This window comes from Mycobacterium sp. MAC_080597_8934 (genome assembly GCF_000523975.1).
Lineage (GTDB): Bacteria > Actinomycetota > Actinomycetes > Mycobacteriales > Mycobacteriaceae > Mycobacterium > Mycobacterium avium.
This window is the reverse complement of sequence record NZ_JAOS01000023.1, coordinates 354,341-377,737: the sequence shown is the minus strand read 5'-3', so window position 1 is coordinate 377,737 and position 23,397 is coordinate 354,341. Positions and strand designations below refer to the sequence as shown.

General features: G+C 69.3%; 20 protein-coding genes and 2 pseudogenes. 15 read left to right on the top strand and 7 right to left on the bottom strand.

Annotation, left to right across the window (positions count from 1 at the left end; genetic code table 11):
- Nucleotides 1-71 precede the first annotated feature (71 nt).
- Nucleotides 72-1,537 (bottom strand): annotated as a pseudogene (locus NF20_RS14375) (IS1634 family transposase).
- Between the two features lie 326 nt (nt 1,538-1,863).
- Here NF20_RS14375 and NF20_RS14370 point away from each other — a divergent pair.
- From NF20_RS14370 to NF20_RS14360, 3 genes are all read left to right on the top strand, one after another.
- Nucleotides 1,864-2,196, top strand: coding sequence for a hypothetical protein (locus tag NF20_RS14370; protein WP_023861826.1), 333 nt, complete (start codon nt 1,864-1,866; stop codon nt 2,194-2,196).
- A gap of 70 nt (nt 2,197-2,266) precedes the next feature.
- Entirely contained in the window at nt 2,267-2,956 is a 690-nt protein-coding gene (locus NF20_RS14365) for a TetR/AcrR family transcriptional regulator (RefSeq protein ID WP_050593654.1), read from the top strand.
- The gene (locus tag NF20_RS14360) at nt 2,953-3,447 is read left to right on the top strand and encodes a hotdog fold domain-containing protein (RefSeq protein ID WP_033710703.1); all 495 of its coding nucleotides are present in this window, start codon (nt 2,953-2,955) and stop codon (nt 3,445-3,447) included. The genes NF20_RS14365 and NF20_RS14360 overlap by 4 nt, the downstream gene beginning before the upstream one ends.
- A gap of 8 nt (nt 3,448-3,455) precedes the next feature.
- Here NF20_RS14360 and NF20_RS14355 read toward each other — a convergent pair whose 3' ends face one another.
- Nucleotides 3,456-4,061: a TetR/AcrR family transcriptional regulator gene (locus tag NF20_RS14355; RefSeq protein WP_024636835.1), complete on the bottom strand. Its 606-nt coding sequence runs from the start codon at nt 4,059-4,061 to the stop codon at nt 3,456-3,458.
- Nucleotides 4,062-4,153: 92 nt separating this feature from the next.
- On the opposite strand from NF20_RS14355, the pseudogene NF20_RS14350 reads away from it, so the two are divergent.
- From NF20_RS14350 to NF20_RS14315, 8 genes and pseudogenes are all read left to right on the top strand, one after another.
- Nucleotides 4,154-5,324, top strand: a pseudogene (locus NF20_RS14350) (aromatic ring-hydroxylating oxygenase subunit alpha).
- 69 nt (nt 5,325-5,393) lie between these two features.
- Nucleotides 5,394-6,527: a M42 family metallopeptidase gene (locus tag NF20_RS14345; RefSeq protein WP_033710702.1), complete on the top strand. Its 1,134-nt coding sequence runs from the start codon at nt 5,394-5,396 to the stop codon at nt 6,525-6,527.
- Between the two features lie 136 nt (nt 6,528-6,663).
- Nucleotides 6,664-7,680 carry a GHMP kinase gene (locus NF20_RS14340; RefSeq protein ID WP_023864056.1) on the top strand — a complete coding sequence of 339 codons (1,017 nt, stop codon included), beginning with the start codon at nt 6,664-6,666 and terminating at the stop codon, nt 7,678-7,680.
- Nucleotides 7,668-8,285, top strand: coding sequence for a D-sedoheptulose-7-phosphate isomerase (locus tag NF20_RS14335; protein ID WP_023861820.1), 618 nt, complete (start codon nt 7,668-7,670; stop codon nt 8,283-8,285). The genes NF20_RS14340 and NF20_RS14335 overlap by 13 nt, the downstream gene beginning before the upstream one ends.
- 8 nt (nt 8,286-8,293) lie before the next feature.
- Nucleotides 8,294-8,860 (top strand): D-glycero-alpha-D-manno-heptose-1,7-bisphosphate 7-phosphatase, encoded by a 567-nt coding sequence (locus NF20_RS14330; protein WP_003872789.1) that lies wholly within the window; start codon nt 8,294-8,296, stop codon nt 8,858-8,860.
- Between the two features lie 207 nt (nt 8,861-9,067).
- Nucleotides 9,068-10,018: a GNAT family N-acetyltransferase gene (locus NF20_RS14325; protein WP_085978452.1), complete on the top strand. Its 951-nt coding sequence runs from the start codon at nt 9,068-9,070 to the stop codon at nt 10,016-10,018.
- Nucleotides 10,019-10,195: 177 nt separating this feature from the next.
- Entirely contained in the window at nt 10,196-10,885 is a 690-nt protein-coding gene (locus NF20_RS14320; protein ID WP_009975262.1) for a DUF5642 family protein, read from the top strand.
- A gap of 27 nt (nt 10,886-10,912) precedes the next feature.
- A complete protein-coding gene (locus NF20_RS14315) occupies nt 10,913-11,566 on the top strand; it encodes a DUF5642 family protein (RefSeq protein WP_019732819.1) in 654 nt (217 codons plus the stop codon).
- Here NF20_RS14315 and NF20_RS14310 read toward each other — a convergent pair whose 3' ends face one another.
- Nucleotides 11,567-12,163 (bottom strand): alpha-ketoglutarate-dependent dioxygenase AlkB, encoded by a 597-nt coding sequence (locus NF20_RS14310; RefSeq protein ID WP_011723956.1) that lies wholly within the window; start codon nt 12,161-12,163, stop codon nt 11,567-11,569.
- A 63-nt stretch (nt 12,164-12,226) separates the two neighbouring features.
- On the opposite strand from NF20_RS14310, the gene arcA reads away from it, so the two are divergent.
- A complete protein-coding gene (gene arcA / locus NF20_RS14305; protein ID WP_263424812.1) occupies nt 12,227-13,468 on the top strand; it encodes an arginine deiminase in 1,242 nt (413 codons plus the stop codon).
- Between the two features lie 81 nt (nt 13,469-13,549).
- On the opposite strand, the gene NF20_RS14300 is transcribed toward arcA, so the two are convergent.
- Nucleotides 13,550-15,079, bottom strand: coding sequence for a dolichyl-phosphate-mannose--protein mannosyltransferase (locus NF20_RS14300; RefSeq protein WP_162936233.1), 1,530 nt, complete (start codon nt 15,077-15,079; stop codon nt 13,550-13,552).
- 82 nt (nt 15,080-15,161) lie between these two features.
- Between NF20_RS14300 and rsmI the strand changes: the two genes are divergently transcribed.
- A complete protein-coding gene (gene rsmI, locus NF20_RS14295; protein ID WP_019732817.1) occupies nt 15,162-15,998 on the top strand; it encodes a 16S rRNA (cytidine(1402)-2'-O)-methyltransferase in 837 nt (278 codons plus the stop codon).
- Here rsmI and NF20_RS14290 read toward each other — a convergent pair.
- The 3 genes from NF20_RS14290 to NF20_RS14280 are packed head-to-tail and all read right to left on the bottom strand — an operon-like array spanning nt 15,995 to nt 19,379.
- Nucleotides 15,995-17,245 carry an aminodeoxychorismate synthase component I gene (locus NF20_RS14290; protein ID WP_033710699.1) on the bottom strand — a complete coding sequence of 417 codons (1,251 nt, stop codon included), beginning with the start codon at nt 17,243-17,245 and terminating at the stop codon, nt 15,995-15,997. The genes rsmI and NF20_RS14290 overlap by 4 nt on opposite strands.
- 38 nt (nt 17,246-17,283) lie before the next feature.
- Nucleotides 17,284-18,207 (bottom strand): RNA polymerase sigma-70 factor, encoded by a 924-nt coding sequence (locus tag NF20_RS14285; protein ID WP_033710698.1) that lies wholly within the window; start codon nt 18,205-18,207, stop codon nt 17,284-17,286.
- Nucleotides 18,207-19,379 carry an NAD(P)/FAD-dependent oxidoreductase gene (locus NF20_RS14280; protein WP_033710697.1) on the bottom strand — a complete coding sequence of 391 codons (1,173 nt, stop codon included), beginning with the start codon at nt 19,377-19,379 and terminating at the stop codon, nt 18,207-18,209. The genes NF20_RS14285 and NF20_RS14280 overlap by 1 nt, the downstream gene beginning before the upstream one ends.
- 359 nt (nt 19,380-19,738) lie before the next feature.
- Here NF20_RS14280 and NF20_RS14275 point away from each other — a divergent pair, with 359 nt between their 5' ends.
- The gene (locus NF20_RS14275) at nt 19,739-21,406 is read left to right on the top strand and encodes a hypothetical protein (RefSeq protein ID WP_033710708.1); all 1,668 of its coding nucleotides are present in this window, start codon (nt 19,739-19,741) and stop codon (nt 21,404-21,406) included.
- A gap of 127 nt (nt 21,407-21,533) precedes the next feature.
- Nucleotides 21,534-23,387, top strand: coding sequence for a putative bifunctional diguanylate cyclase/phosphodiesterase (locus tag NF20_RS14270; RefSeq protein ID WP_019731975.1), 1,854 nt, complete (start codon nt 21,534-21,536; stop codon nt 23,385-23,387).
- Nucleotides 23,388-23,397 lie beyond the last annotated feature (10 nt).

Genomic DNA, 23,397 nt, shown 5'->3' with positions numbered 1-23,397 from the left:
GTCACCCGACTTTTATCAGGCTAGTGCGCACGTAGGCTGTGGATGTTTGCGAGGACCCGACTTTTATCAGGCTAGTGCGCACGTAGGCTGTGGATGTTTGCGAGGATTTCGGCGAGGTCGGGTGGTGGCGGTTCAGCAGCGGTCAGGGTGTGCTTGCCGGCTTGGATAGTGACGGTACGGTAGCGGCGTGCGGTGCGAACGAATTTCTTAATGCTCCAACCGGTTTGGTGCTCGATCCAGTGCGATACCGCCATCGCGGCGAAGACAACGCTGAGGTGGGCTTCGATGGAGTCGCGGGTGCGGTGATAGATCGGGCGGGCTTGCAGGTCGTGCTTGGACATCCGGAACGCCTTTTCAATGCGCCACAACTGGTGATACGCCTCGATGACGAAAGTGGCCGGTTGGCTCACCAGGTTGGTGGTGTATCCCTTCCACCCGGCCAACGCCCGGGCCTTGGCCTCCAGTGTGCGATTCACGCTCTTGGTAGCCCCGGTGAGCTGGATGTAGCGGTTACGTTTGACCGGGGCATGCCCGTCAACAGCACGTTCGGCCTTGGCCACCTGCTCATCGATCCCCCGCAGCGTGCGCCGGGCCCGGTCATGGCGGTACTGGTAGTGGATGATCCGGTCCGGGATGCCGCGGGTTTTCTCGCCGCTGGTTGATGGCCAGGGCTGGGTGAGCACCAGGCCGTCGGGATCGCCTCATCGGAGTGCTTGTCGCGCCACTCGCGCACCACATCAGGTAAAAACGGAATCCTCGCGCCGAGAATGTAGGACAGCCCTGCCGCGTGCAGGGCGACCTGGTTGGCTTCCGAGATCATCCCGGCATCAGCGACGACCGTGACGTCGGTGAGTTGGTGAGCGGCCTTGAACGCGTTGATCACCGGCAGCATGGTCGCGGTCTCTGCCTTATTGCCCTCAAAGGCCGCCACCGTCAACGGGAACCCGCCAGCATCGGTCAACAACCCCAGGGTGATCTGCGGGTCCAACCGTCTTTCCTTGGAGAATCCGGGCTCCCGGAACCCATCACCAGCATCGGTCTCGAAGTGCAGCGTCGACACGTCATAGAGCACCAGACTGGCCGGACCCAATTGCGCGTGGGCAGCGCATGCGGTCGAAAGCGCTTGCCGGAAAGCGGGTTTGGCGAACACCGGCAGACGGCGGTTCAGCGTCGGATACGACACCGGGACGACCCCAGTCTCCTCGACGACCCGAAGTGAATCGGCCTTGCTGGTCGGTTCGATGATCCGGGCCAACACCAACTGACGAAACGCCTCATCCCCATCGGCGACGTTGGCGAACCCGACCTTGTCATAAGCAGCGCACAATGCTTCCCACAGCAGCGCCGACTTCGAGGACGTGATCGGCAACGGCTCGGCCGCCGAACGTTCGGCCAAGCCAAGGTCGAGTTGCGCTTGGCCGGCGGCCAGTCGCTGCGCCGCGGCAGCCTTCAAAGCGGCCACCCCGGCCTCGTCATGCGCCGAACCCAGATGCTCGATCCGGCGTGACCCGCGCCGCGAGGACCACACGACCTGCACAGCCATCGCCCCCGAGGATGTCTTCACCGTGCGCACATAGGCCACGCAGGCACCCTACGGCCCACCGGCTAGTGCACAAATCCGCACCAGGCCACAACCGAAGACACAGGTCACAGCCCTACACAACCGCCGGATCGCCGACAGTGATAAAAGTCAGGTCGCCGAAAATCGCTGACCCACGTGATTTGGGCGGCCAGGTCCCGCTTTGCCGGCAGGCAGTAGCGGTTGTTGCGGGTAAGACGTTCGAATCCCCTTAGCTCCAACGCGTTTGGGCCCAGTCAGGCGTCAGTCGCGAGGCACGCCCGCCGCGATGAGACCATAGCCGGATGACTACCCATACCTGCACGGGTTGCGGGCTGGAAACCCGCTACTCGTATGGGCGAACCTGCCTGGGATGCGGCCAACAGACCCGCCGCCCATACGGCAGCTGGCCGGACCGTCATCCACGGGCCGCGGTAGCATTCGCGGCGCCGGCGAGGATCGTCTACCTGGGCGAGCGGAATCCGACGGCCGCGATGGCGTTGGGGGTGCCGGGCACGCTCATCGCGTTGGCCGCGGTCGCGGCATACCCGTTCGTGTTCGTGCCCGCGCTGATTCTGCTGAGCGTGGCCTTGTTGGCGTCAGCCCGCTACCTGGAAACTCACAGCTCGTCGAAGTAGATCGCACGAGCCGACCAGCTTTCCCGACAACCAGCCCCGGCCGGACCGCGACACCAATATTTCAGAGCATATGCTCTGTTATCCTGTCGAGGTGCCCCGCCCTCGGACGCTCGATTTCGACCACCTGTTGGATGTGGCCGAGCGACTCGCCGCCGAATCCGGGCCGCCGGCGGTCACCATTCGTGCGCTCTCGGAGGCGACGGCCATCTCCAACGGTGCGATCTACCATGCGTTCGGGTCTCGCGGCGGACTGCTTGGTCACGTGTGGCTACGCGCTGGAAAGCGTTACCTGCGCTTCCAGCGAGCCGCCGTGGCAAAGGCGCTGTCGCGCGGCGTTTCTGGCGAAGCAGCGGTCGATGCGGTGGTCGCCGCCGCGGAGTGTCCCGCGACGTTCTCGCACGAGCACCCGGCCTCCGCCCGGTTCCTGCTCCGCGTGCGCCGCGACGAACTCCTCGGCGCCGCCGACGTCCCGGCCGAGCTGGCCGACGAGTTGCGCCGACTCGACGACGACCTCGCGCACCTATTTACCGAACTGGCCGAAAAAGTCTGGGGCAGAAGGGATCGCCAGGCGCTGGCGGCCATTCGCACCTGTGTTGTCGAGTTGCCCACCGCCCTGCTGATCGATGCCCACGCCCTGCACGACGCGGCGGCGCTGCAACGACTCGCCGCCGCGGTACGCGCGGTGCTGGCCCTCACACCACCCGACACGTCCCCGAAACCGAAACCGCGCCCGACCCTAACGAAAGGGGCACCCCGATGACGTCCAAGACCGGCTCAGCGCCGATCAGCACCAACCTCAAGATCTGGAACATGCTGCAGCGCTTGCCGTTTGGCAATCGAATCTTCAGTCAGGCGGTATGCTTCAAGGCGCCCTACTTCAGCACGGTCCATCCGGTCATCGTCGAATTGCGGCCGGGACTCTGCGGCGCCAAGGCCCCCAACCGGCGGGGCGTGCACAACCACCTCGGCTCGTTTCATGCCATCGCATCGTGCAACATGGCCGAACTCGTCGCCGGCGTGATGACGGAGGTGACCGTGCCGCCCACCCACCGCTGGATCCCCGCCGGCATGACCGTCGAATACAAGGCCCAAGCCCGCACCGCGGTGACCGCGACCGCACGCCTGGACGCCATCCCCGAGTTCACCGACGAGCCATTCGAATTGGTCGTGCCCGTCGACGTGGCGGACGCCGAGGGCAATGTCTTCGTCACCGCCCGCATCACCATGCACGTGTCACCGCGACCGCGCTGACGAAAAGCTCACCGACTGATTGCGTGCGCGCGCACCGCTGGCGCGACCCAGTCCTGCAGGAACCGTCGCAGCTCCGCGCCGGTGCGCGGAGGGCGCCCCGGATCGACGATCAGTGACTGCAGTGTGCGCAGCATGACCTCGACCAGTTCGTCGAGCCCGGCGCCGGCGAATCCTGCTGCGCCCCAATCGACTTCAAATCGCTGCAAGATCGACCTGCCGAACGAGATGGCGATGTCGGAGGTGACCCCGGCGGTGAAAGCGCTGGCCTTGCCGGGCTGGAACACCAGGCTCAGGTACCTGTCGTGCGCGAGCTGCTCGAAGGTGTAGGCGATGCCCTCCACCACCGCCTCGGTGGGATCGGTGATCGAACCCAGATGTGCCGCAAGGCGATCCAGAAACCCCTCCACCGCGGACAGCGCCGTCGCACCCAGCAGCGCCTCGTGGGTGGGGAAGTACCGGTAGATCGTCTGCCGCGTCACGCCCAGCGTCGACGCCACCTGCGAGACGCTCACCGTGCCGCGTTCGTCGATGGCGCGTCGCGTCGCGGTCAGGATGCGCGCAACCGCCTCCTCGTCGTCGGCCGGGATGTCACCCGACCAGCCGTGCCGGCGCATTGCGTGATCGTCGCACACACCGGGCCGCGGCCTTGACAATACAAACGGTGATGATTGTATGGTCCGGGAGGTTGACGGCGAAGGAGAAGCGAGTGGCCCCCATCAACAGCCCGGTGAGCGGCACCGACGAGGCGTTGACGCGGCGGGGGCTGCGTCACGCCCTGGACAAGACGACCGACCTGGCCGAGCGGGAACTGCGGGTGCCGCTGCACTACTACCGCGACCCCAAGATCACCGAGATCGAGGAGGCGCAGATCCTGCGTCGGGTCCCGCTGGCCATCGTCCCGTCGGCGCAGCTACCGAACACCAACGACTACGTGGTGCGCTCGGTGCTGGGCGATTCCCTGCTGGTGACCCGCGACCGTTCCGGGGCCAGTCACGTCCTGCTCAACTACTGCCGGCACCGGGGCGCGATGCCGGCCTGCGGCTCGGGCAACACCGCGCGGTTCGTGTGCCCGTACCACGCCTGGACGTACAAGAACACCGGCGAACTGTTCTCGCTGCCCGGCAAGGCCGGCTTCGACTCGATGAACACCAAGGACTACGGCCTGGTGGAGCTGCCCTCCGAGGAGCGGCACGGCTTCATCTGGGCGGTGCTGACCGCCGACGCGACCATCGACCTCGACGCGCACCTGGGCGACTTCGGGAGCCGAACTGGCGCTGTGGAATTACTCCTCCTACGGCTATCACACCCAGCGCGAATTCACCTCCGAGGTGTCCTGGAAGGGCGCCCTGGAGGCATTCGCCGAGGGCTACCACTTCCCGTACGTCCACGGGCAGAGCCTGATCGGGCAGAACACCCTGGCCAACACCATGGTCTACGACGAGTTCGGCAAGCATCACCGGATCGGCTTCCCGTTCACCTGGATCACCAACGCCGCCACCGACCCTGCGGCGTCGCTGGAACCGCTGGCCAACATGGGCGTGATCTATTGGGTGTATCCGAACCTCATCCTGGCCAACAGCCCGGTCGGGGTGGAGATCATCGACATGCTGCCCGCCGGTGCGCCGACCCGCTGCACGGTGCGGCACAGCTGGATGGCCCGCGTCCCCGCCGCCGACGACGAGATGCGCGCGGCCTACGACGCGGTCTTTGAAGGCGTGCACGCCGCGGTGCGCGACGAGGACTTCGCCATGCTGCCCCAGTGCGGCGAGGGCGTCCGGCACGGCCAGCACGACCACATGATCATCGGGCGCAACGAAATCGCCGTCCAGCACATGATCAGGGTGTTCGCCCACGAGCTGGGGGTGGCACTCGCCTGAGTCGAGGCGGTTGGAGTGGCCGCAGGCCGGCGCGGGTACAGATGCTCTGAACCTGATCGAGAGGATCCGATGGCGCACCGCGACCGCGACTCGACCGACGAGCTGCTGCAAGAACTGCTGTGGACCTACGGGCCGTGCGGGCAGGAGGACGCGGTGCGCGCCGTCATCGCCCGCGAATTGGAACCCGTCGTCGACGACCTGTGGACCGACGACGCCGGCAACCTGATCGGCTACATCGCCGCCGACGCATCGCGCCGCAATTCCGGGTCGCCCGACCACCGGCACCGGACCGCGGCGATCCCCGGCACCGCCACCCGGGTCATGGCCCACATGGACGAGCTATCCATGATCGTCAAACGGGTAGAACCCGATGGCACACTGCATTTGACGCAGCTGGGCACCATGTACCCGGGCAACTTCGGGCTGGGTCCGGTCGCCGTGCTCGGCGACAACGAAACCCTCACCGCGGTACTGACTCTCGGCTCCGAACACACCACCAAGGAAAGCTCACGAATCTGGGAGACCAAGCCCGATCAGGGCGACCGATCGCTGGACTGGCATCACGTCTACGTCTTCACCGGCCGCAGCACCGACGAATTGGCCGCCGCGGGAGTGCACGCCGGCACCCGGGTGTGCGTGGACCGGAGCAAGAGATCGGTGGTCGAGATCGGCGACTACGTCGGCGCCTACTTCCTCGATGACCGCGCCGCAGTGACCGCGCTGCTCAACGCCGCCCGGATGCTGCGCGAACGCGGACAACGCCCCGCCGACGACGTGTACCTGGTGTTCACCACCAACGAAGAGATCGGCGGGGTGGGCGGCGCCTACGCCAGCGCCACCCTGCCCGGCGACCTGACCCTCGCGCTGGAAGTCGGCCCCACCGAACGCGAATACACCACCAGCGTCGCCGGCGGCCCGATTGTCGGTTACAGCGACGCGCTGTGCGTCTACGACAAAAGCGTCGCCGACCGGCTGCTGAAAATCGCCACCGACCGCGGACTGTCGCCGCAGCCGGCGGCGCTGGGCGCCTTCGAATCCGACGCGTCGCACGCCAAGGCAAGCGGGCTCACCGCCCGCGCCGGCCTGCTGTGCCTGCCCACGCTGAGCACCCACGGCTACGAGGTGGTCGCGCGCAGCGCGATCGACGACATGGCCGCCATCGTGGTCGATTTCGTGCTGCAGCCGGGCCGGCCGAACGGCTGACGCGGAGTCGGCCAAAACACCTCAACCCCGCTGGTCACCCTGTTAGTCTGGCGACGCTTCCGGACGCAGAACGATGGGGTTGGCATGTGGCACACGTGGGCTCGCGGCTGAGCGAATCACTCGAAAGACAATCCCCATGACACGCCCACGAATTCGGGCACGAGCGCCGCTGCGGATCTCGTTCGCCGGGGGCGGCACCGACGTCCCGCCGTTCCCGATGACCGAGGGCGGCTGCGTGCTGTCGGCGACCATCGACCGCTACGCGCAGGGATCGCTGGCGCCGCGCACCGACCGCCGGGTCTCCATCGAGTCGGTGGACTTCAAGACCACGCACGAGATGACGCTCGACAGCGAGATCCTCTACGACGGAAGCCTGGACCTGATCAAGGCCGCGGTGCGCAGGTTCGGCCGCGACGGCACGGACGGCTACGACCTGGTGCTGCGATCCAGCGCGCCGCCCGGCTCGGGGCTGGGCTCGTCGTCGACCATGATGGTCGCGCTCACCGGCCTGCTCGCCGAGCACTACCGGGTGCCGATGGGCGAATACGAGACCGCCCAGTTGGCGTGCGCGATCGAACGCGAGGACCTCGGCATCGCCGGCGGCATGCAGGACATGTACGCCGCGACGTTCGGCGGGTTCAACTTCATCGAGTTCACCGACCGGGTGATCGTCAATCCGCTGCGGATCCGTGACGAGACCGCCTTCGAACTCGAGCTCAGCCTGCTGCTGTGCTACACCGGCATCACCCGCGACTCCGCGCGCGTGATCGAGGACCAAACCCGCCGCGCCACAACGGGTTCGGACGACACGCTGGCCGGGCTGCGGGCACAGAAGGAGTTAGCGGTCGCGATGAAGGCGGCCCTGCTGACCGGCAAGCTGAACGACTTCGGTGCGCTGCTGGGCGAAGCGTGGACCGAGAAGAAACGAATGTCGCCCTACATCACCAATGAGCGCATCGACGACCTCTACGAGCTGGCCCTGAAAAACGGTGCGCTGGGCGGCAAGCTGACCGGCGCCGGCGGCGGGGGATACATCCTGCTGTTCTGTGACTTCGCCAAAAAGCACCGGCTCATCGAGGCGCTGGAAGGAGCCGGGGCCGCCGTCACCGAATTCGCCTTCGAGAGCAAGGGATTGACGACATGGCAGGCATGACGGGGCCCGATGTGGTGCCGCCGAGCGTGGAGTTGGTGCAGCGGCGACTGGCCGAGACCATCGCTGTCAAGCAGCAGATGCAGAACGGCGTCGTCGCCGCCCAGGCCGTCGAGGTGGCGCGCGCGATGATCGACTGCCTGCGGGCCGGCGGAAAGGTGATCCTGTTCGGCAACGGCGGATCCGCGCAGGACGCCGGACACCTGGCCGCAGAACTCATGGGCCGCTTCGCTTTTGACCGCCCGGGCCTGGCGGCCATCAGCCTTCCCGACGCCACCGCGGCGATCACCGCGATCGGTAACGACTACTCCTACGACGAGGTGTTCGCCCGCCAGGTGCTGGCCGCCGGGCGGGCCGGGGACGTGGTGGTCGGGCTGACCACATCGGGCAACTCCGCCAACGTCGTTCGCGCGCTCGAGGCCGCCCGCCAGGCCGGGATGACGACCGTCACCCTCACCGGTGCGGGCGGCGGCAAGGTGGCCGACGTCGCGCAGATCTGCATCCGAATCCCCAGCGAAGACACCGGCCGGATCCAGGAAGCGAGCCTGCACCTGGGGCATTCGATTTGCGAAATGGTCGAAGCGGCACTGTTTCCCCGGCCGTCCTGACCGCGACGATGCCCGCACCCGAGCTGCGCGACGTCCGCACGGTCTTCCTGGACCGCGACGGCACCGTCAACGTCAAGGCCGCCGAGGGCGAGTACATCAAGTCGCCGGCCGAGCTGGTGCTGTTGCCCGGTGCGGCCCGGGCGCTGGCCGCGCTGAACGCTGCGGGCCTGCGGACCGTGTTGGTCACCAATCAGCGCTGGCTCTCCGAGCCGACGGCGGCGCCGGCCGATTTCGCCGCCGTACACGACCGGCTGGTACGACTGCTCGCCGACCGGGGCGCGCGCATCGATGCCGCTTACCACTGCCCCCACCCCGCGAACAGCTGCGACTGCCGCAAACCCGGCCCCGGCATGCTGTTGCGCGCGGCGGCCGAGCACGACGTGGATTTGGCCGCTTCGGTCATGATCGGCGACAGCGACGTCGACATGGTGGCGGGCCGCGCGGCCGGAACGAAGACCATTCTGATCCGCCCCGGCGCTCGGCAGGCCGTCGCAGAGGCCGATTTCGTGGTCGACGACCTGGCCGCGGCCGTCGAACTCATCCTGAATGCCGGAAAAACCCCGCCTGCCGGGTGATCGGCGCTGCCTGCTTGCCGCGGTCGTGACCTGCTCATAACCTTGGCAACATCCGAGCGCGTCGGGGAGCGTGGGCCTGGCGCAACCGACAAATGGCGGGCAGGTCATGGCATCACCGCGACAGGCAGACCGGTGCCGTGCTGCCGCGGGTGGCGGTCCCTGACGGTGGCCGGACTGACCGGCGCCCGGGCCGACGAGCTGGCGACGATGGACATCTTCGCGGGATGTCCCGCCGAAGATCTCGCCCCGTTGGCGCGCCGGCTGCGGCCGTTGCGCGCCCCGGCCGGCCAGGTGCTGATGCGCCAGGGGGAGCAGGCTGTCGAGTTCCTGCTGATCTCCTCGGGCAGCGCCGAGGTCAAACACGTCGGCGACGACGGCGTGGTGATCACTGAGCACACGTCTCCCGGCATGATCGTCGGCGAAATCGCCCTGCTGCGCGACATTCCGCGCACCGCCACGGTGACCACCGCCCAACCGCTGACCGGCTGGACCGGCGACACCGAGGCCTTCGCCAGCATGGTGCACATCCCCGGCGTCATGCCGCGGCTGCTGCGCACCGTGCGGCAGCGCCTGGCGGCGTTCATCACGCCGATCCCGATCCAGGTCCGCGACGGCACGCACCTGCTGCTGCGCCCGGTGCTGCCCGGCGACAGCGAGCGCACCGTGCACGGCCACATCCACTTCTCCAGCGACACGCTGTACCGGCGGTTCATGAGCCCGCGGCTGCCCACCCCGGCGTTGATGCACTACCTGTCGGAGGTCGACTACGTCGATCACTTCGTGTGGGTGGTCACCGACGGCGCCGACCCGGTGGCCGATGCCCGCTTCGTGCGCGACGAGAACGATCCGACCGTCGCCGAGATCGCCTTCACCGTCGCCGACGCCTACCAGGGCCGCGGCATCGGCACCTTCTTGATCAGCGCCCTGTCGATCGCCGCCGAGGTCGACGGCATCGAAAGGTTCTCCGCGCGAATGCTTTCCGACAACGTGCCGATGCGCGCGATCATGGACCGCTACGGCGCAGTGTGGCAGCGCGAGGACATCGGCGTCATCACCACCGTCATCGATGTGCCGCACCGGCGCGACCTGCCGTTCCGCAAGCACGAGGCCGACGAGATCCGGCGGGTCGCGCGGCAGGTGATCGAGACGGTCGGCTGAGCCGCCGGCGTGGTGCGTGAGCATGCCCTGTCTGCCGACCATGAGGTGACGTTCGAATCCGGTAGCGCCTGCGGTAGCGCGTTCGAAAGTGACGTCGTGCTTGCACTCGGGTGACGCAGGCCCAGGCTTTGGCGTGGCAGGGCCGGACATGGCGGGGTCCTGTGCTATCAACTCCTGATGCGGCCGTTCGGGATTGGCCCGGCGGTGACCACCGTGCTCACGCTGATGGTCGCCGGGTGCGCTCACCCGCCCGCGCCCAAACCGCCGGCCGCTCCGGCACAATCGCCGCCGAGCAACACGGCCGCCGTCAACCCCGCCAACATCAAGCGGGTGGTCCGCGACCTGCCGCCGGGCTACGAGGTGACGACGGGAATTCCCGTCGCCGCAGCGCCGAAGGTGATCTGGGGCCTGGCCGCCGACGCGCGGGCCAAGCCGCCCCGATGCGCCGTCCTGGCCGACCCCGGCAACGGACGCGACCAGTCGGCGCAGGGCGTGTCGGGGTCGGGCAGCGGCGGGATCGTCGACGCGGTGGTGGTGGCTTTGCCGGAGCCCGTGGACTTTCCGCGGGATCTGCTCGGCGCGTGCCAGCAGTGGTCCGAGACCGCCGGGCACACCACCGTCCGCGTCCGCCTCACCGACGGCCCACACATCGACGGCGTCGAAACCCTGGGCATGGTGGCCGACATCACCTCATCGGTCGAATCGGGCACCGAAATCGATTCGCGCAGCTACACATTCATCGCCTATCTGGGCGACTACTACGCCTTCACCACCCTGACCACCGATCCCGGCGCGGCGGTTCCGGTGCTGCCACCGCAGTTCGCCGCGGATCTGCTCGCCAAAACGGTGTCCACGTTGCGCAGCTGAGCCACCCGCTTGGGTAGATTGGCCACGATGTCCAAGCTGTTGCGCGCGGTGGCCGCTGTCTGCGTCCTGGCCGGCTGCTCATCGGCCACTCACCCGGCGAAGGTGGACATCGCCAAGGTCGCCGACGTGAAACCCAGCTTCGGACCCGACTACAAGGTCAGCGACATCGGCGAACGCGGCATCGACCCCAAGCTGCTGGCCGGCCGCAAGCTACCCGACGGCCTGACCTTCGACCCCGCCCAGTGCGCGAAAGTGGCGAGCGGGCCGGATCTGCCGGCCGATCTGCAGGGCAACATGGCCGCGGTGACCGCCGAGGGCCGCGGCAACCGCTTCGTGGTGATCGCGCTCGAGACCTCAAAAGCCTTGCCGTTCAACGACCCCGGGAAGGATTGCGCCAAGGTCACCTTCTCCGGTGCGCAACTGCGCGGCGGTGTGCAAGTGGTCGATGCGCCGCAGATCGACAGCGCGCGCACGCTGGGCGTGCACCGGGTGCTGCAGGCGCTGACACCCGGCGGCCCGCGCACCGGCGAACTGTACGACTACTCCGCGCAATTCGGCGACTACCAGGTGATCGTCACCGCCAACCCGCTGGTGATCCCGAACCAGCCCGTTGCTCCCGTCGACACCCAACGCGCGCGCGACCTGCTCGTCAAAGCGGTGGCATCGGTGCGTGCTCAATAGTCAGCGCACGCCGCGCGGGCGGAATTGGATGCTCACCCGCGGCCCGACCGGCGCCGTCGTCTTGGGCACGGCATGCTCCCAGGTGCGCTGGCACGAGCCGCCCATCACCAGCAGGTCCCCGTGCGCCTGCGGCAGCCGCAGCGACGGGCCGCCTCCGCGGCGCCGCAGCGCGAAGGCGCGGGTGGCGCCCAGGCTGACGATCGCCACCATGGTGTCCTCGGAACTGCTGCGGCCGATGGTGTCGCCATGCCAGGCCACGCTGTCCGAGCCGTCCCGATAACAGCACAACCCCACCGTGGTGAACGGCTCGCCGAGTTCGCCGGCGTAGATGTCGTTGAGCCGGCGGCGCAGCCGGGACAGCATCGGATGCGGCGGCTCGTCGACCGTGAGGTCGTGAAAGCTCACCAGCCGCGGCACGTCGACCACCCGGTCGTACATCTGCCGGCGTTCCTCCCGCCACGGCACCGTCGACAGCAGGGCATCGAGCAGATCATCGGCGTCGGTGAGCCAGCCGGCGCGGATTTCGATGAAGGCGCCGTCGCCGAGCTGCCGGCGCTCGGTGTGCTGGAACAGGGAGCCTTGAACCGCGATCTCCACGCGACCCAGTTTATCGCACATCCGTTCGATCCCGAGGCCGCGGCGGCGGGCGTGTGACGGCCCATGCCGCCCCTGCGCGCCGCTACGGTTGAACCTGTGGGCGTGGTCGAGCTGGGCACCAATTCCGAGGTGGGCGCGCTGCGTGTGGTCATCCTGCACCGCCCGGGCGGCGAGCTGCTGCGGCTCAACCCGCGCAACGTCGACCAGCTGCTCTTCGACGGCCTGCCGTGGGTGGCCCGCGCACAAGAAGAGCACGACCAGTTCGCCGAGCTGTTGCGCTCGCGCGGCGTCGAGGTGTTGTTGCTGTCGGATCTGCTCACCGAGGCGCTGACGCACAGCGGGGCCGCGCGAATGCAGGGGGTCGCCGCAGCGGTCGATGCGCGACGGCTGGGAGTTCCTCTGGCGCAAGAGCTTTCGGCCTACCTTCGCGGGCTGGAGCCGGCCCGGCTGGCCCAGGTGTTGATGGCGGGGATGACGTTCAACGAGTTGCCGGCCGATACGCGCACCGACGTGTCGCTGGTGCTGCGCATGCACCACGGCGGCGACTTCGTCATCGACCCGCTGCCCAATTTGGTGTTCACCCGCGACTCGTCGATCTGGATCGGCCCCCGGGTGGTGATTCCGACGCTGGCGCTGCGGGCCCGGGTCCGCGAGGCCTCGTTGACCGATCTCATCTATGCCCATCACCCGCGGTTCACCGGGGTGCGGCGGGCCTATGAATCGCGCACCGCCCCAGTTGAGGGCGGCGACGTGCTGCTGCTGGCGCCCGGCGTGGTCGCGGTCGGGGTGGGGGAGCGGACCACGCCGGCCGGTGCGGAAGCGTTGGCCCGCAGCCTGTTCGACGACGATCTGGCGCACACCGTGCTGGCCGTGCCGATCGCTCAGCGGCGCGCGCAGATGCACCTGGACACGGTGTGCACGATGGTCGACACCGACACCGTGGTGATGTACGCCAACGTCGTCGACGCGCTGTCGGCGTTCACCATCCAGCGCACCCCGTCCGGCGTTGAGATCAGCGAGGCCCCCTTCTTGGAGGCCGCGGCCACGGCGATGGGAATCGACAAACTGCGGGTGATCGATACCGGGCTGGATCCCGTCATCGCCGAACGCGAGCAGTGGGACGACGGCAACAACACGCTGGCGCTGTCACCCGGCGTCGTCGTCGCCTATGAGCGCAACGCGCAAACCAACATGCGCCTGCAGGAGGCCGGCATCGAGGTGTTGACGATCGCGGGATCGGAGTTGGGCACCGGTCGCGGCGGCCCCCGCTGCATGTCGTGCCCGGTCGCCCGCGACCCGCTGTGACGGCACCGCGAAAGTGCAACTGGCAACGCGTTTCCCGAGTGGCGCCGTCGGTAGTTGCACTCTCGCGGCAAGGCGCAGAAGCTAACGCCAGCTGGGCAGCCAGATCTCCATGTTCCAGGTCTGCTGCGAGATCGGCAGACCGGTGAGCACCGGGAACAGCCAGGCGAAGTTGGTCACCACCAACGCCACGTAGCAGCAGACCGCGATCAGCCCCAGGGTGCGCCGCTCGGAGTTCGCCCGCAGCACGCCCGTAGCGGTGGGCGCGTAAAGGATGTCGCCGCAGATCACCGCGATGGCCATGGCCAGGAACGGCGCCATCGTGGCCGCGTAGAAGAAATACATCTGCCGGTCGATGTCGGCGAACCAAGGCAGCCAGCCCGCGCAATACCCGACCAGCACCGCGGCGTAGCGCCAGTCGCGGCGAACCAGCATGCGCCAGAGCGCGAAAACCAGCACCGGCACCGCCAGCCACCACATCGCTGGGGTGCCCACCAGCATCTCGGCCTTGACGCACGATTGCGCGCCGCAGCCCGGGACGTTCTGCTCGTCGATGGCATACAGCACCGGCCGCAACGACATCGGCCAGCTCCACGGTTTGGATTCCCATGGGTGGTAATTGCCGGCGGAGTTCGTCAAGCCGGCGTGGAACTGAAAAGCCTTGGCGGTGTAGTGCCATAGCGATCGGATGGCGTCGGGCAGCGGCAGCACCGAACGCGCGCCGATGGTCTGGCCCACCTCGTGCCGATCGATGGCCGTCTCGGAGGCGAACCAGGGCGCATAGCCGGCCAGATACACCGCGGCGGGGATGAACCCCAGCGCGTACCCGGTGGGCAGCAGATCCCGCCGGACCACCCCCAGCCAGGGCCGGGTCACCTGGTACTGACGCCGGGCGGCGACGTCGAAAGCCAGCGACATCGCCGCGAAGAACAGCACGAAGTACAGGCCCGACCACTTTGTCCCGCAAGCCAATCCGAGCAGCACGCCGGCGCCGAACCGCCACCACCGCACGCCCAGCCGCGGACCCCATACCGTGTCGGCGCTGCGGCCCTGCAGCAGCGCGGTGTGCAGGCGTTGTCGCACCTGGTCGCGGTCGACGATCAGCGCCCCGAACGCCGCGACCACGAAGAAGGTGAGGATGCCGTCCAGCAGCGCGGTCCGCGACGCCACGAAGCTGACGCCGTCGCAGATGACCAGCACCCCCGCGATGGCACCGACCAGTGTGGAGCGGCTGATTCGCCGCACGATCCGCACCACCAGCGCCACCATGACCACGCCGAGCAGCGCGCCGGTGAACCGCCAGCCGACGCCGTTGTAGCCGAAGAGCGCCTCGCCGATCGCGATCAGTTGCTTGCCGACCGGCGGGTGGACCACCAGGCCGAACCCTGGGTTGTCCTCCACCCCGTGGTTGTGCAGCACCTGCCAGGCCTGCGGGGCGTAGTGCTTTTCGTCGAAAACCGGTGTGCCGCCGTCGGTGGGCGAGCCCAGGTTCACGAACCGGGTCACCGCCGCCACCAGCGTCACCACGCCGGTCACCGCCCAGCCGCGCACGTCATCGGTGGGCCCGAAATCGGCCGCCGGAACCAACGGGCCCGGGCTGACGACGGGCACCACGCGTTCGGTCTCGGCGCTGTCGGTGTGCACGGGGGATTCGCGGGGCGGGGCGGACATCGGTGTCGATCGTAGGCTGTCGGTCATGACCACCGGCCGCCTGTTGCTGGGGGCGACACCGTTGGGGCAGCCCTCGGACGCCTCGCCCCGGCTGCTGGATGCCCTGGCCCGCGCCGACGTGGTGGCCGCCGAGGACACCCGGCGGGTGCGCACCCTGGCCAAAGCGCTCGATGTCGCCATCACCGGCCGGGTGATCAGCATGTTCGACCGGGTCGAGGCCGCCAGGGTGGACTCGCTGCTCGAGGCGATCCGGTCGGGGGCGACGGTGCTGGTGGTCAGCGACGCCGGGATGCCGGTGATCAGCGACCCCGGCTTCCGGCTGGTGACGGCCTGTGTGCAGGCGGGGCTGCCGGTGGGATGCCTGCCCGGGCCCTCGGCGGTGATGACGGCGCTGGCCGTGTCCGGACTGCCGGCGGAGAAGTTCTGCTTCGAGGGCTTCGCGCCGCGCAAGAAGGCGGCGCGGCGCGGCTGGCTGGACTCGCTGGCCGACGAGCGGCGCACCTGCGTGTTCTTCGAATCACCGCGCCGGCTGCCGGCCTGCCTGCAGGACGCGGTGGAGCGGCTCGGCGGTGAGCGGCGGGCCGCGATCTGCCGGGAGCTGACCAAGGTGCACGAGGAGGTGGTGCGCGGCACGCTGGACGAGCTGGCGGCCTGGGCGGACGACGGTGTGCTCGGCGAGATCACCGTGGTGCTGGCCGGCGCCACCCCGCGCGCCGACCTGCCGTCGCTGGTCGCCGAGGTCGAGCAGCGGGTGGCGGATGGCGCCCGGATCAAGGACGCCTGCGGCGAGGTGGCCGCCGCCCAACCCGGCGTGCGGTCCCGTCAGCTCTACGACGCGGTGCTCAAGGCCCGCCGCGACTAGCCCGCCGAGCTCGCCGCCGCGATGGACGGCAGCCCGACGATGGGCGAGGCCTTGTGCAGGCATTCGGCCCACTCGGCGTCGGGATCGGAGTCCGCGGTGATCCCGCCGCCCACGCCCAGCACCGCGCCGCCCGCGGCGTCGAATTCGACGGTGCGGATCGCGACGTTCAGTTCACATCCGGCCACGGGTGAAGCCAAACCGATTGTGCCGCAATATATTCCGCGAGTAGCGGGTTCCCATTTCGAAAGTAGTTGGCGGGCACGGTGTTTGGGTGTCCCGGTGACCGAGGCGGGCGGGAACGCGGCGTCCAGCAGGGCCGACGTCGGCAGCTCGGTGGGGACCTGCGCCGACACCGTCGACACCAGGTGCCACACCCCCGGCGCCCGGCGCACCACCAGCAGCTCCGGCACGCTCACCGTGCCCACCGTTGCCACCCGGCCCAGGTCGTTGCGCACCAGGTCGACGATCATGATGTTCTCGGCGACCTCTTTGGCCGAGGCGCGCAGCGCCGACGGCCAGGCGTCCAGCGGCAGGGTGCCCTTGATCGGGCTGGACGTGACGACCGTGCCGCGGCGGCGCAGGAAGAGCTCCGGGGACAGCGACGCCACCGCCCCCCACTCGCCCTGGATATAGGCGGCCCGGGCCGGGCCGGTGCGGGCGACGCCGTCGACGAAGAAGTCCAGCGGGGCGCCGCCGACCGTCCCGCGGAATTGCGTGCACACGCACGCCTGGTACACCTCGCCGGCGCGGATGGCTTCCAGGCAGGCCAGCACACCGTCGCGGTGCGCGGCCCGGTCGGCGACGTCCCAGTCGATCCGGCACGGGCGCGGCGGGCCGGCGGGCGCGGCCAGCGCGCCGGCGAGCCACCGCGGCATCGGCGCGCCGGTGAGGCTCTCGTACCACCACTGCCCGTCGCGGTCGCGGCGCAGGACGCAGTCCGTCCAGCCGCCGGCGGCCTCGGGAATCCGGTTCGGCTTGGCGTCGGCGCCGCCGTCCGGATAGGACAGGTAACCGATCCACCCGCCGCCCACATGCGGCGGCTGCGGTGTCCGCGCCGTGCCGACCGCGAACACGTCGCCGGGGGGCACCGGGCGCACCGGCAGGCTCGGCGCGATCACCGCCAGGGCGTCGAACCAGTCGCCGGTCAACGCCGCCGGCGGCGGCAGACCGAGCCGACGGGTGACATCACCCACGGCCCGCAGCACCTGGGGTGCGGGGCCGAGGTCGCCGAGCCGGTCGATGCGCACCGCCCTAGCTTGACAGAGCGGCGCGGGTTCGGGGCGAGTCAGCCGCGGCTGACGTCGCGGGCGGTGGCCAGCGCCGCCAGCTTGTGCGGGTTGCGCATCACGTAGAAATTGGTGATCTTGTCCGCCGCGATCTCCACCGTGATGACGCCTTCGAGCCGGTCGCCGAGGTAGAGCAACACCGCCGGGGCGCCGTTGCAGGTCACCGTGTCCACCCGCAGGGTGGCGTACTCCGCGGCCTTGCGGAACAGCCCGGTGATGGCGCGGGCCACCTTCTCGGCGCCGACCACCGGCCTGCGGGCGGCGCTGACCACGCCGCCGCTGTCGGCGGTCCAGGTGGCGTCCGGGGCCAGCATCGCCATCAGCGCCTCCACGTCGCCGCTGGCCGCCGTGGCCAGGAACTGCGCGGTGAGCTCGGCGTTGCGCTTGGGGTCGATCGCCTGCCCGGCGCCGGGGTGGCGCTTGCGCCGGGCCCGCACGTGTTCGCGGGCCCGGTGCGCGACCTGACGCACGGTGGGCGCCGGCTTGCCCACCGCCTCGGCGATCTCGTCGTAGTCGAATCCGAACACCTCGCGCAGCACGAATACCGCCCGCTCGTCGGGACTCAACGTTTCCAGCAACACCAGCATCGCCATCGAAATCGACTCGGCGAGAACGACATCGGTGGACGGATCCTGCTCGTCGAGCAGCAGCGGCTCGGGCAGCCAGGGCCCGACGTACTCCTCGCGCCGGCGCGCGCCGGCCCGCAGCGCGTTGAGCGCCTGGCGGGTGACCAGCTGAGCCAGGTAGGACTTGGTGTCGCGCACCGTGGCCAGGTCGACGGTCGACCAGCGCAGGTAGCTGTCCTGCAACACGTCGTCGGCCTCGGTCGCCGAACCCAGCATTTCGTAGGCGATGGTGAACAGCAGCGGCCGCAGCAGGGTGAATCGGTCAGCGTGTTCGCTGCCGGTCGGTGCCCGCGTCATCACACCCCGACCCGCTCGTCGGTCGGCACCCGCTGGCCGCCCTTGAGCCAGCGGTACGAGCCGGGCTTGGCGGCCTCGCGCCGGATCGCCCACAGCGTGCCCCGGCAGATCGCCTCCTTGAGCTTCGCGGCGGCCCGCCCGCCCAGGTACGCGTTGATCGGGGTGTCGTCGGTGCGCGCCAGCTGGAAGGTGGCGGCCGCCCGGCCCAGGCTGATGCACTGCCCGACGAACGCCTGGTTCAGCGGCGCCGGCTCGGTCCCGGCGATGCGGCCCAACACGGTGTTGGCGGCCTGGGCGCCCAGCGGACCGGCGGCCTGGCAGCTCATCCGCAACGGCCGCCCGGACGGCGCGGCGGCGTCGCCGGCGGCGACGATGCGGTCGTCGTCGATGCTGGTGAGCGTCTCGTCGGTGAGCAGCCGGCCCAGCGGGTCGGTGCGCAGCCCGCTGCGGGCGGCCAGGTCCGGGACGCTGAATCCGGCCGTCCACACGGTGGCCGCGCTGGGCAGCACCACGCCGTCGCTGAGCACCACCTCATTCCAGCGCACCTCGGTCACGGTGACGGACTCCAGCACGCCGACCCCGAGGCGGCGCAGCCACTTGGCCACCGAGCGCCGGCCCCGCGGGCTCAGCGACGGGCCCAGCACCGGGCCGCAGATCAGGGTCACCGGGCGTCCGAGCTCGGCCAGCTCGGAGGCGGTCTCGATGCCGGTCAGCCCGCCCCCGACCACGGTGATCGGTGCCGGCAGCGGCAGATCGGCCAGCGCGTAGTGCAGCCGCTGCGCGCTTTCCAGGTCGGCCACCGAATGCGCGAACTCCGCGCAGCCCGGCACCTCGGCCACCGCGCCGGTGCTGCCGACGGCGTAGATCAGGTAGTCGTAGTCCAGCCCGGCGCCGGAGGTCAGCACGGCCCGGCGGGCGGTGGTGTCGATGTGGTCGACCGTGTCGACGATCAGCTCGATGCCCTCCCCGAGCAGCGTGGCGTAATCGGCGGTCGCCGTGCCGGTGTCCGCCACCAGCTGGTGCAACCGGATGCGCTCCACGAAGACCGGCCGCGGGTTCACCAGCGTGATGTCGATGTCCGGGCGCTGACGCAGATGGTTGGCGGCCAGCGTGCCGGCGTATCCGCCGCCGACAACGACGACATGTGGTTTGCTGCGGGTCACCTCGGTCATGGCTGTCTCCTGTTCGTGAGGACGTGTGCCCTTGAGACACCGCAGCCCGCTTCCGCGTGACAGGTTCGCCCGCAATTGTGACCGGCCTCACTGCCGCGGGCCCGGCCGGCCCCGCTGAGCTGCGGCGACACCGCGGCCGAACGTGCGTGATACGCTGCGCTACGCCAATTCGTGGCCCGCCCCGAGCGGAAGACACGCACCAGAGAAACCCCGAAATCCGGGGCCACTTGCCCGCGCATCGGTGTGTATTGGGAGAAGCAAACCGTGACGACGACCATTTCTTCGAGTGGACCCGGCGCGCCGACCGGTCGCGGCGGGTGGTCGGCGGTTGTCCCCGGGTGCGATCTGACGCGTTGACGATGGTGTGCTCATCGGGGAAACGAGCGCTGGCCGCTGTCATCGGCATCGCGGCGGTGCTGAGCGGATGCGGCGGCAAGCCCGATCCGGGGCCGCTGTCGGCCATGGTCAGCCCGGCCATCCCGCCCACCGCGCAGGAGATCCCCAACCCGCTGCGCGGCCAGTACGAGCAGATGCTGAATCCGCTTTTCCCGCAAGGTAATTCGGCGCAGCAACGGTACTCTCCGTGGCCCGCCTCCTACGACGCCAGCCTGCGGGTCTCCTGGCGGCAGCTGCAGCCCGTCGACCCGCGCACGCTGCCGCCCGACGCGCCCGACGACCGCAAGTTCGACTTCTCCGCGATCGACGACGCGCTGGCCAAGCTGGGCGCCCGCAACATGCGCCTGACCCTGGGCGTGTACACCTACCGGTCCTGTTGCAACGACACCTATCCGGACAACACCGCCATCGCGATTCCGGACTGGCTGCGCCCGTCGTCGACGAGTTATCCGCCGCCGAACCCGGCCCCCGGCGTCACCCAGGTGGTGCCGAACTTCAACGACCCCGACTACCTCAACGGCGTCACCGCGCTGCTGGCCGCGCTGGGCCGCCGGTACGACGGCGACGAGCGGTTGAGCGTGTTCGAGTTCTCCGGCTACGGCGACTTCGGTGAGAACCAGCTCGGCTATCCGCGCGATTCGCTGGGCGCGCCGGGCCCCGCTCCGGACGACAGCGTGGCAAAGCTGGGTTATTACAGCCAATTCCGCGACCAGAGCATCACCAAGGCCTCCATCGCGCAGCTGGTCGCGGCCAACACCAACGCCTTCCCGCACACCCAGTTGGTGGTGGCGCCGCAGAATCCGGAGATCGTGCGCCAACTGCTCGCCGACGACGTCACCAAGAAACTGTCCGCGCCGGTCGGGATCCGCGCGGATTGCCTCGGGGTGCAGTCGCCGTTGCCGGAATGGGCCGAGGCCAACGACTCTCACTACGTCCGGTCCAATGACGCCGTCGTCGCGGCCATCAAGCAGCGGCTCGGTTCGGGACTGGTGATCAGTCAGTGGTGCCGGCCGCCCAAGGGCGCCGACTCCCGGTCGTACTACGAGAAGGGGCTGCACGACGTCATCCGCTACCACGTCTCGATGACGTCGAGCGCCGACTTCCCGGACCGGGATGCGACGTCGGCGATGGACCCTGAGCTGTATCTGCTGTGGGGGCAGGCCAATACGTCGGCCGGTTACCGGTACTCGGTGGAGGCCAAGCCCGGATCGCAGTCGATCCAGGGCAAGGTGGCCAGCATCTCGGTGGTGTGGACCAACTACGGCGCGGCGGCGGCCACCGAGCACTGGGTGGCCGGCTACAAGCTGGTGGACTTCTCCGGGGCGATCGTTCGCAGCCTGCCCGCGACGGTCAACCTCAAGACGCTGGTGCACGACGAATCCAGCACGTCACGCGAGGAACCGGTCCCGGAATCGGCCACCGAATCGGTGCACGTCGACGTGACCGGCCTGGCGCCCGGCCACTACACGCTGCGCGCCACGGTGGACTGGCAGCAACACAAGCCGGACGCCTCGCACGTCGTCAACTACGCCCCCATGGCACTGGCCCGCGACGGCCGCGACGGTGCCGGCCTGTATCCGATTGCCACACTTGACATCCCGAGCGACGCGGGCTCGGCAAGCGGTCACTGACCGTCGCGGCTCTTTCCGCAGAATCCCGATCGCCGGGCCGGTGCGTGATACCGTTTCCGCACGTATTTCGGCCCCGTGACGTGGGGTCGGCACCCAGACGGAATGTGCGCCCGTATCGGAGGACTCCGTGCCACGCAGCCTGGACCTGGTGGTCACCTCCGTCGCCACCGCGCTGATGGAGGCCACGGCGTCCACGGCACGCTCGGTCAGCGAAACGGTGCTCGCGCAGCTCGTCGAGCAGTTCGATGTGGACGCCAGCTTCCTGCACCACCACGACGCCGCGGGCCCGGTGCCGGTGGCCGAGTGGCCGCGGCGAACCGATGCCGCGGGCCCGATGGCCGCGCTGCGATCCGAGGACGTCGAATCGGTGCTGGCCCAATGCGAGCGGCAGCGCCGGCCGGTGGTGAGCAGCCCGGACCGGGCCGACGGTTGGCTGCGCCGCTGGCTGCAGCGCGACAAGGCAGCCGGCGCGCCCTCGGTGGCCGCCGCACCGCTGGTGTCCGGCGACGCCACCACCGGTGTGCTCGGCTTCGTCAAGTTCGGCGCCCGCAGGTGGAAGCCGGAGGAGATCAACACCCTCGAGGCGGTCGCCGCGCTGTTCGCGCAGCTGCAGGCCCGCATCGCCGCCGAGGAACGGCTTCGCTACCTCGCCGAGCACGACGACCTGACCGGTGTGTACAACCGGCGGGCACTGGTCGCGCATCTGACGGAACGGCTGGCGGCCGGAAACCCCGGGCCGGTGGCGGTGTTCTATCTCGACCTGGACCGGCTGAAGCCGATCAACGACTACCTCGGCCACACCGCGGGAGACTGGTTCATCCGGGTGTTCGCGCAGCGCATCGAGGAATGCGCGGGTGAGCAGAGCATGATCGCCCGGCTGGGCGGCGACGAGTTCGTGGTCATCCCGCACCAGCCGATGGCGTCCGAGGCCGCCGAGGCGTTCGCCCGCCGGCTGTCGACGCTGCTGTGCGACCGGCTGACCATCGGTGGGCACGTGATCAGCCGGACCGTCAGCATCGGCCTGGCGGTGGGCACACCCGGGGCGGACAACTGCACCGACCTGCTGCGGCGGGCCGACGAGGCGGTGCTGACCGCCAAGCGCGCCGGCGGCAACCAGACCGCGGTGTCCACCGATGACATGTCGCTGAAGCGGGCCTTCCGCAACGACATCGAGCTGCACCTGCAGGGCGACATCGAAAGCGAGGGCCTGCTGCTGCACTACCTGCCCGAGGTCGACCTGTGGACCGGCGCCGTCGTGGGGGCCGAGGCGCTGGTGCGCTGGCGGCACCCGATCTGGGGGCTGCTGCTGCCGGACTCGTTCATCGGGGTCGCCGAATCGACCAACCTGGGCGCCGAACTGGGCGGGTGGGTGATGCGCAGCGCCTGCGCCGATTTCAGCCGGTGGCGGGCCAACGGCGTGGGCCACGGCGCGATGTTGCGCATCAACGTCTCGCCCATCCAGCTGATCAGCCGGGGCTTCGTGGAAACCGTCGCCGACACGATCGGCGAGTTCGGCATCGACGCGGGCTCGGTGTGCCTGGAGATCACCGAGCGCGCGGTGGTGCACGACACCGAGACCACCCGAAAGACGTTGTCGGAGCTCAAGGAAGTCGGTGTGCAGATCGCCATCGACGACTTCGGCACCGGCTACGCCGTGCTGTCCCACCTGAAGTCGCTTCCCGTCGACATGCTCAAGATCGACGCCGGGTTCGTCCGGGAGGTGGGCACCGACGCCGGGGACCTGGCGATCGTGCGGGCCATCATCGGGCTGGCCGAGGCGTTCGGCCTGGAAGTGGTCGCCGAGGGCGTCGAAACACCGGCTGCCGCATTGACTTTGATGCAGCACGGCTGTCACCGGGCGCAGGGTTTTCTGCTGTCGCGCCCGATCCCCGGCGAGGCGATGGAAGCGCTGCTGTCCGCGCGCTGGATGCCGATGCCGTTTCTCGCCGACCGCGAGGCGTCGTCGATGGGCTCGATCTAGCCCCTCGACC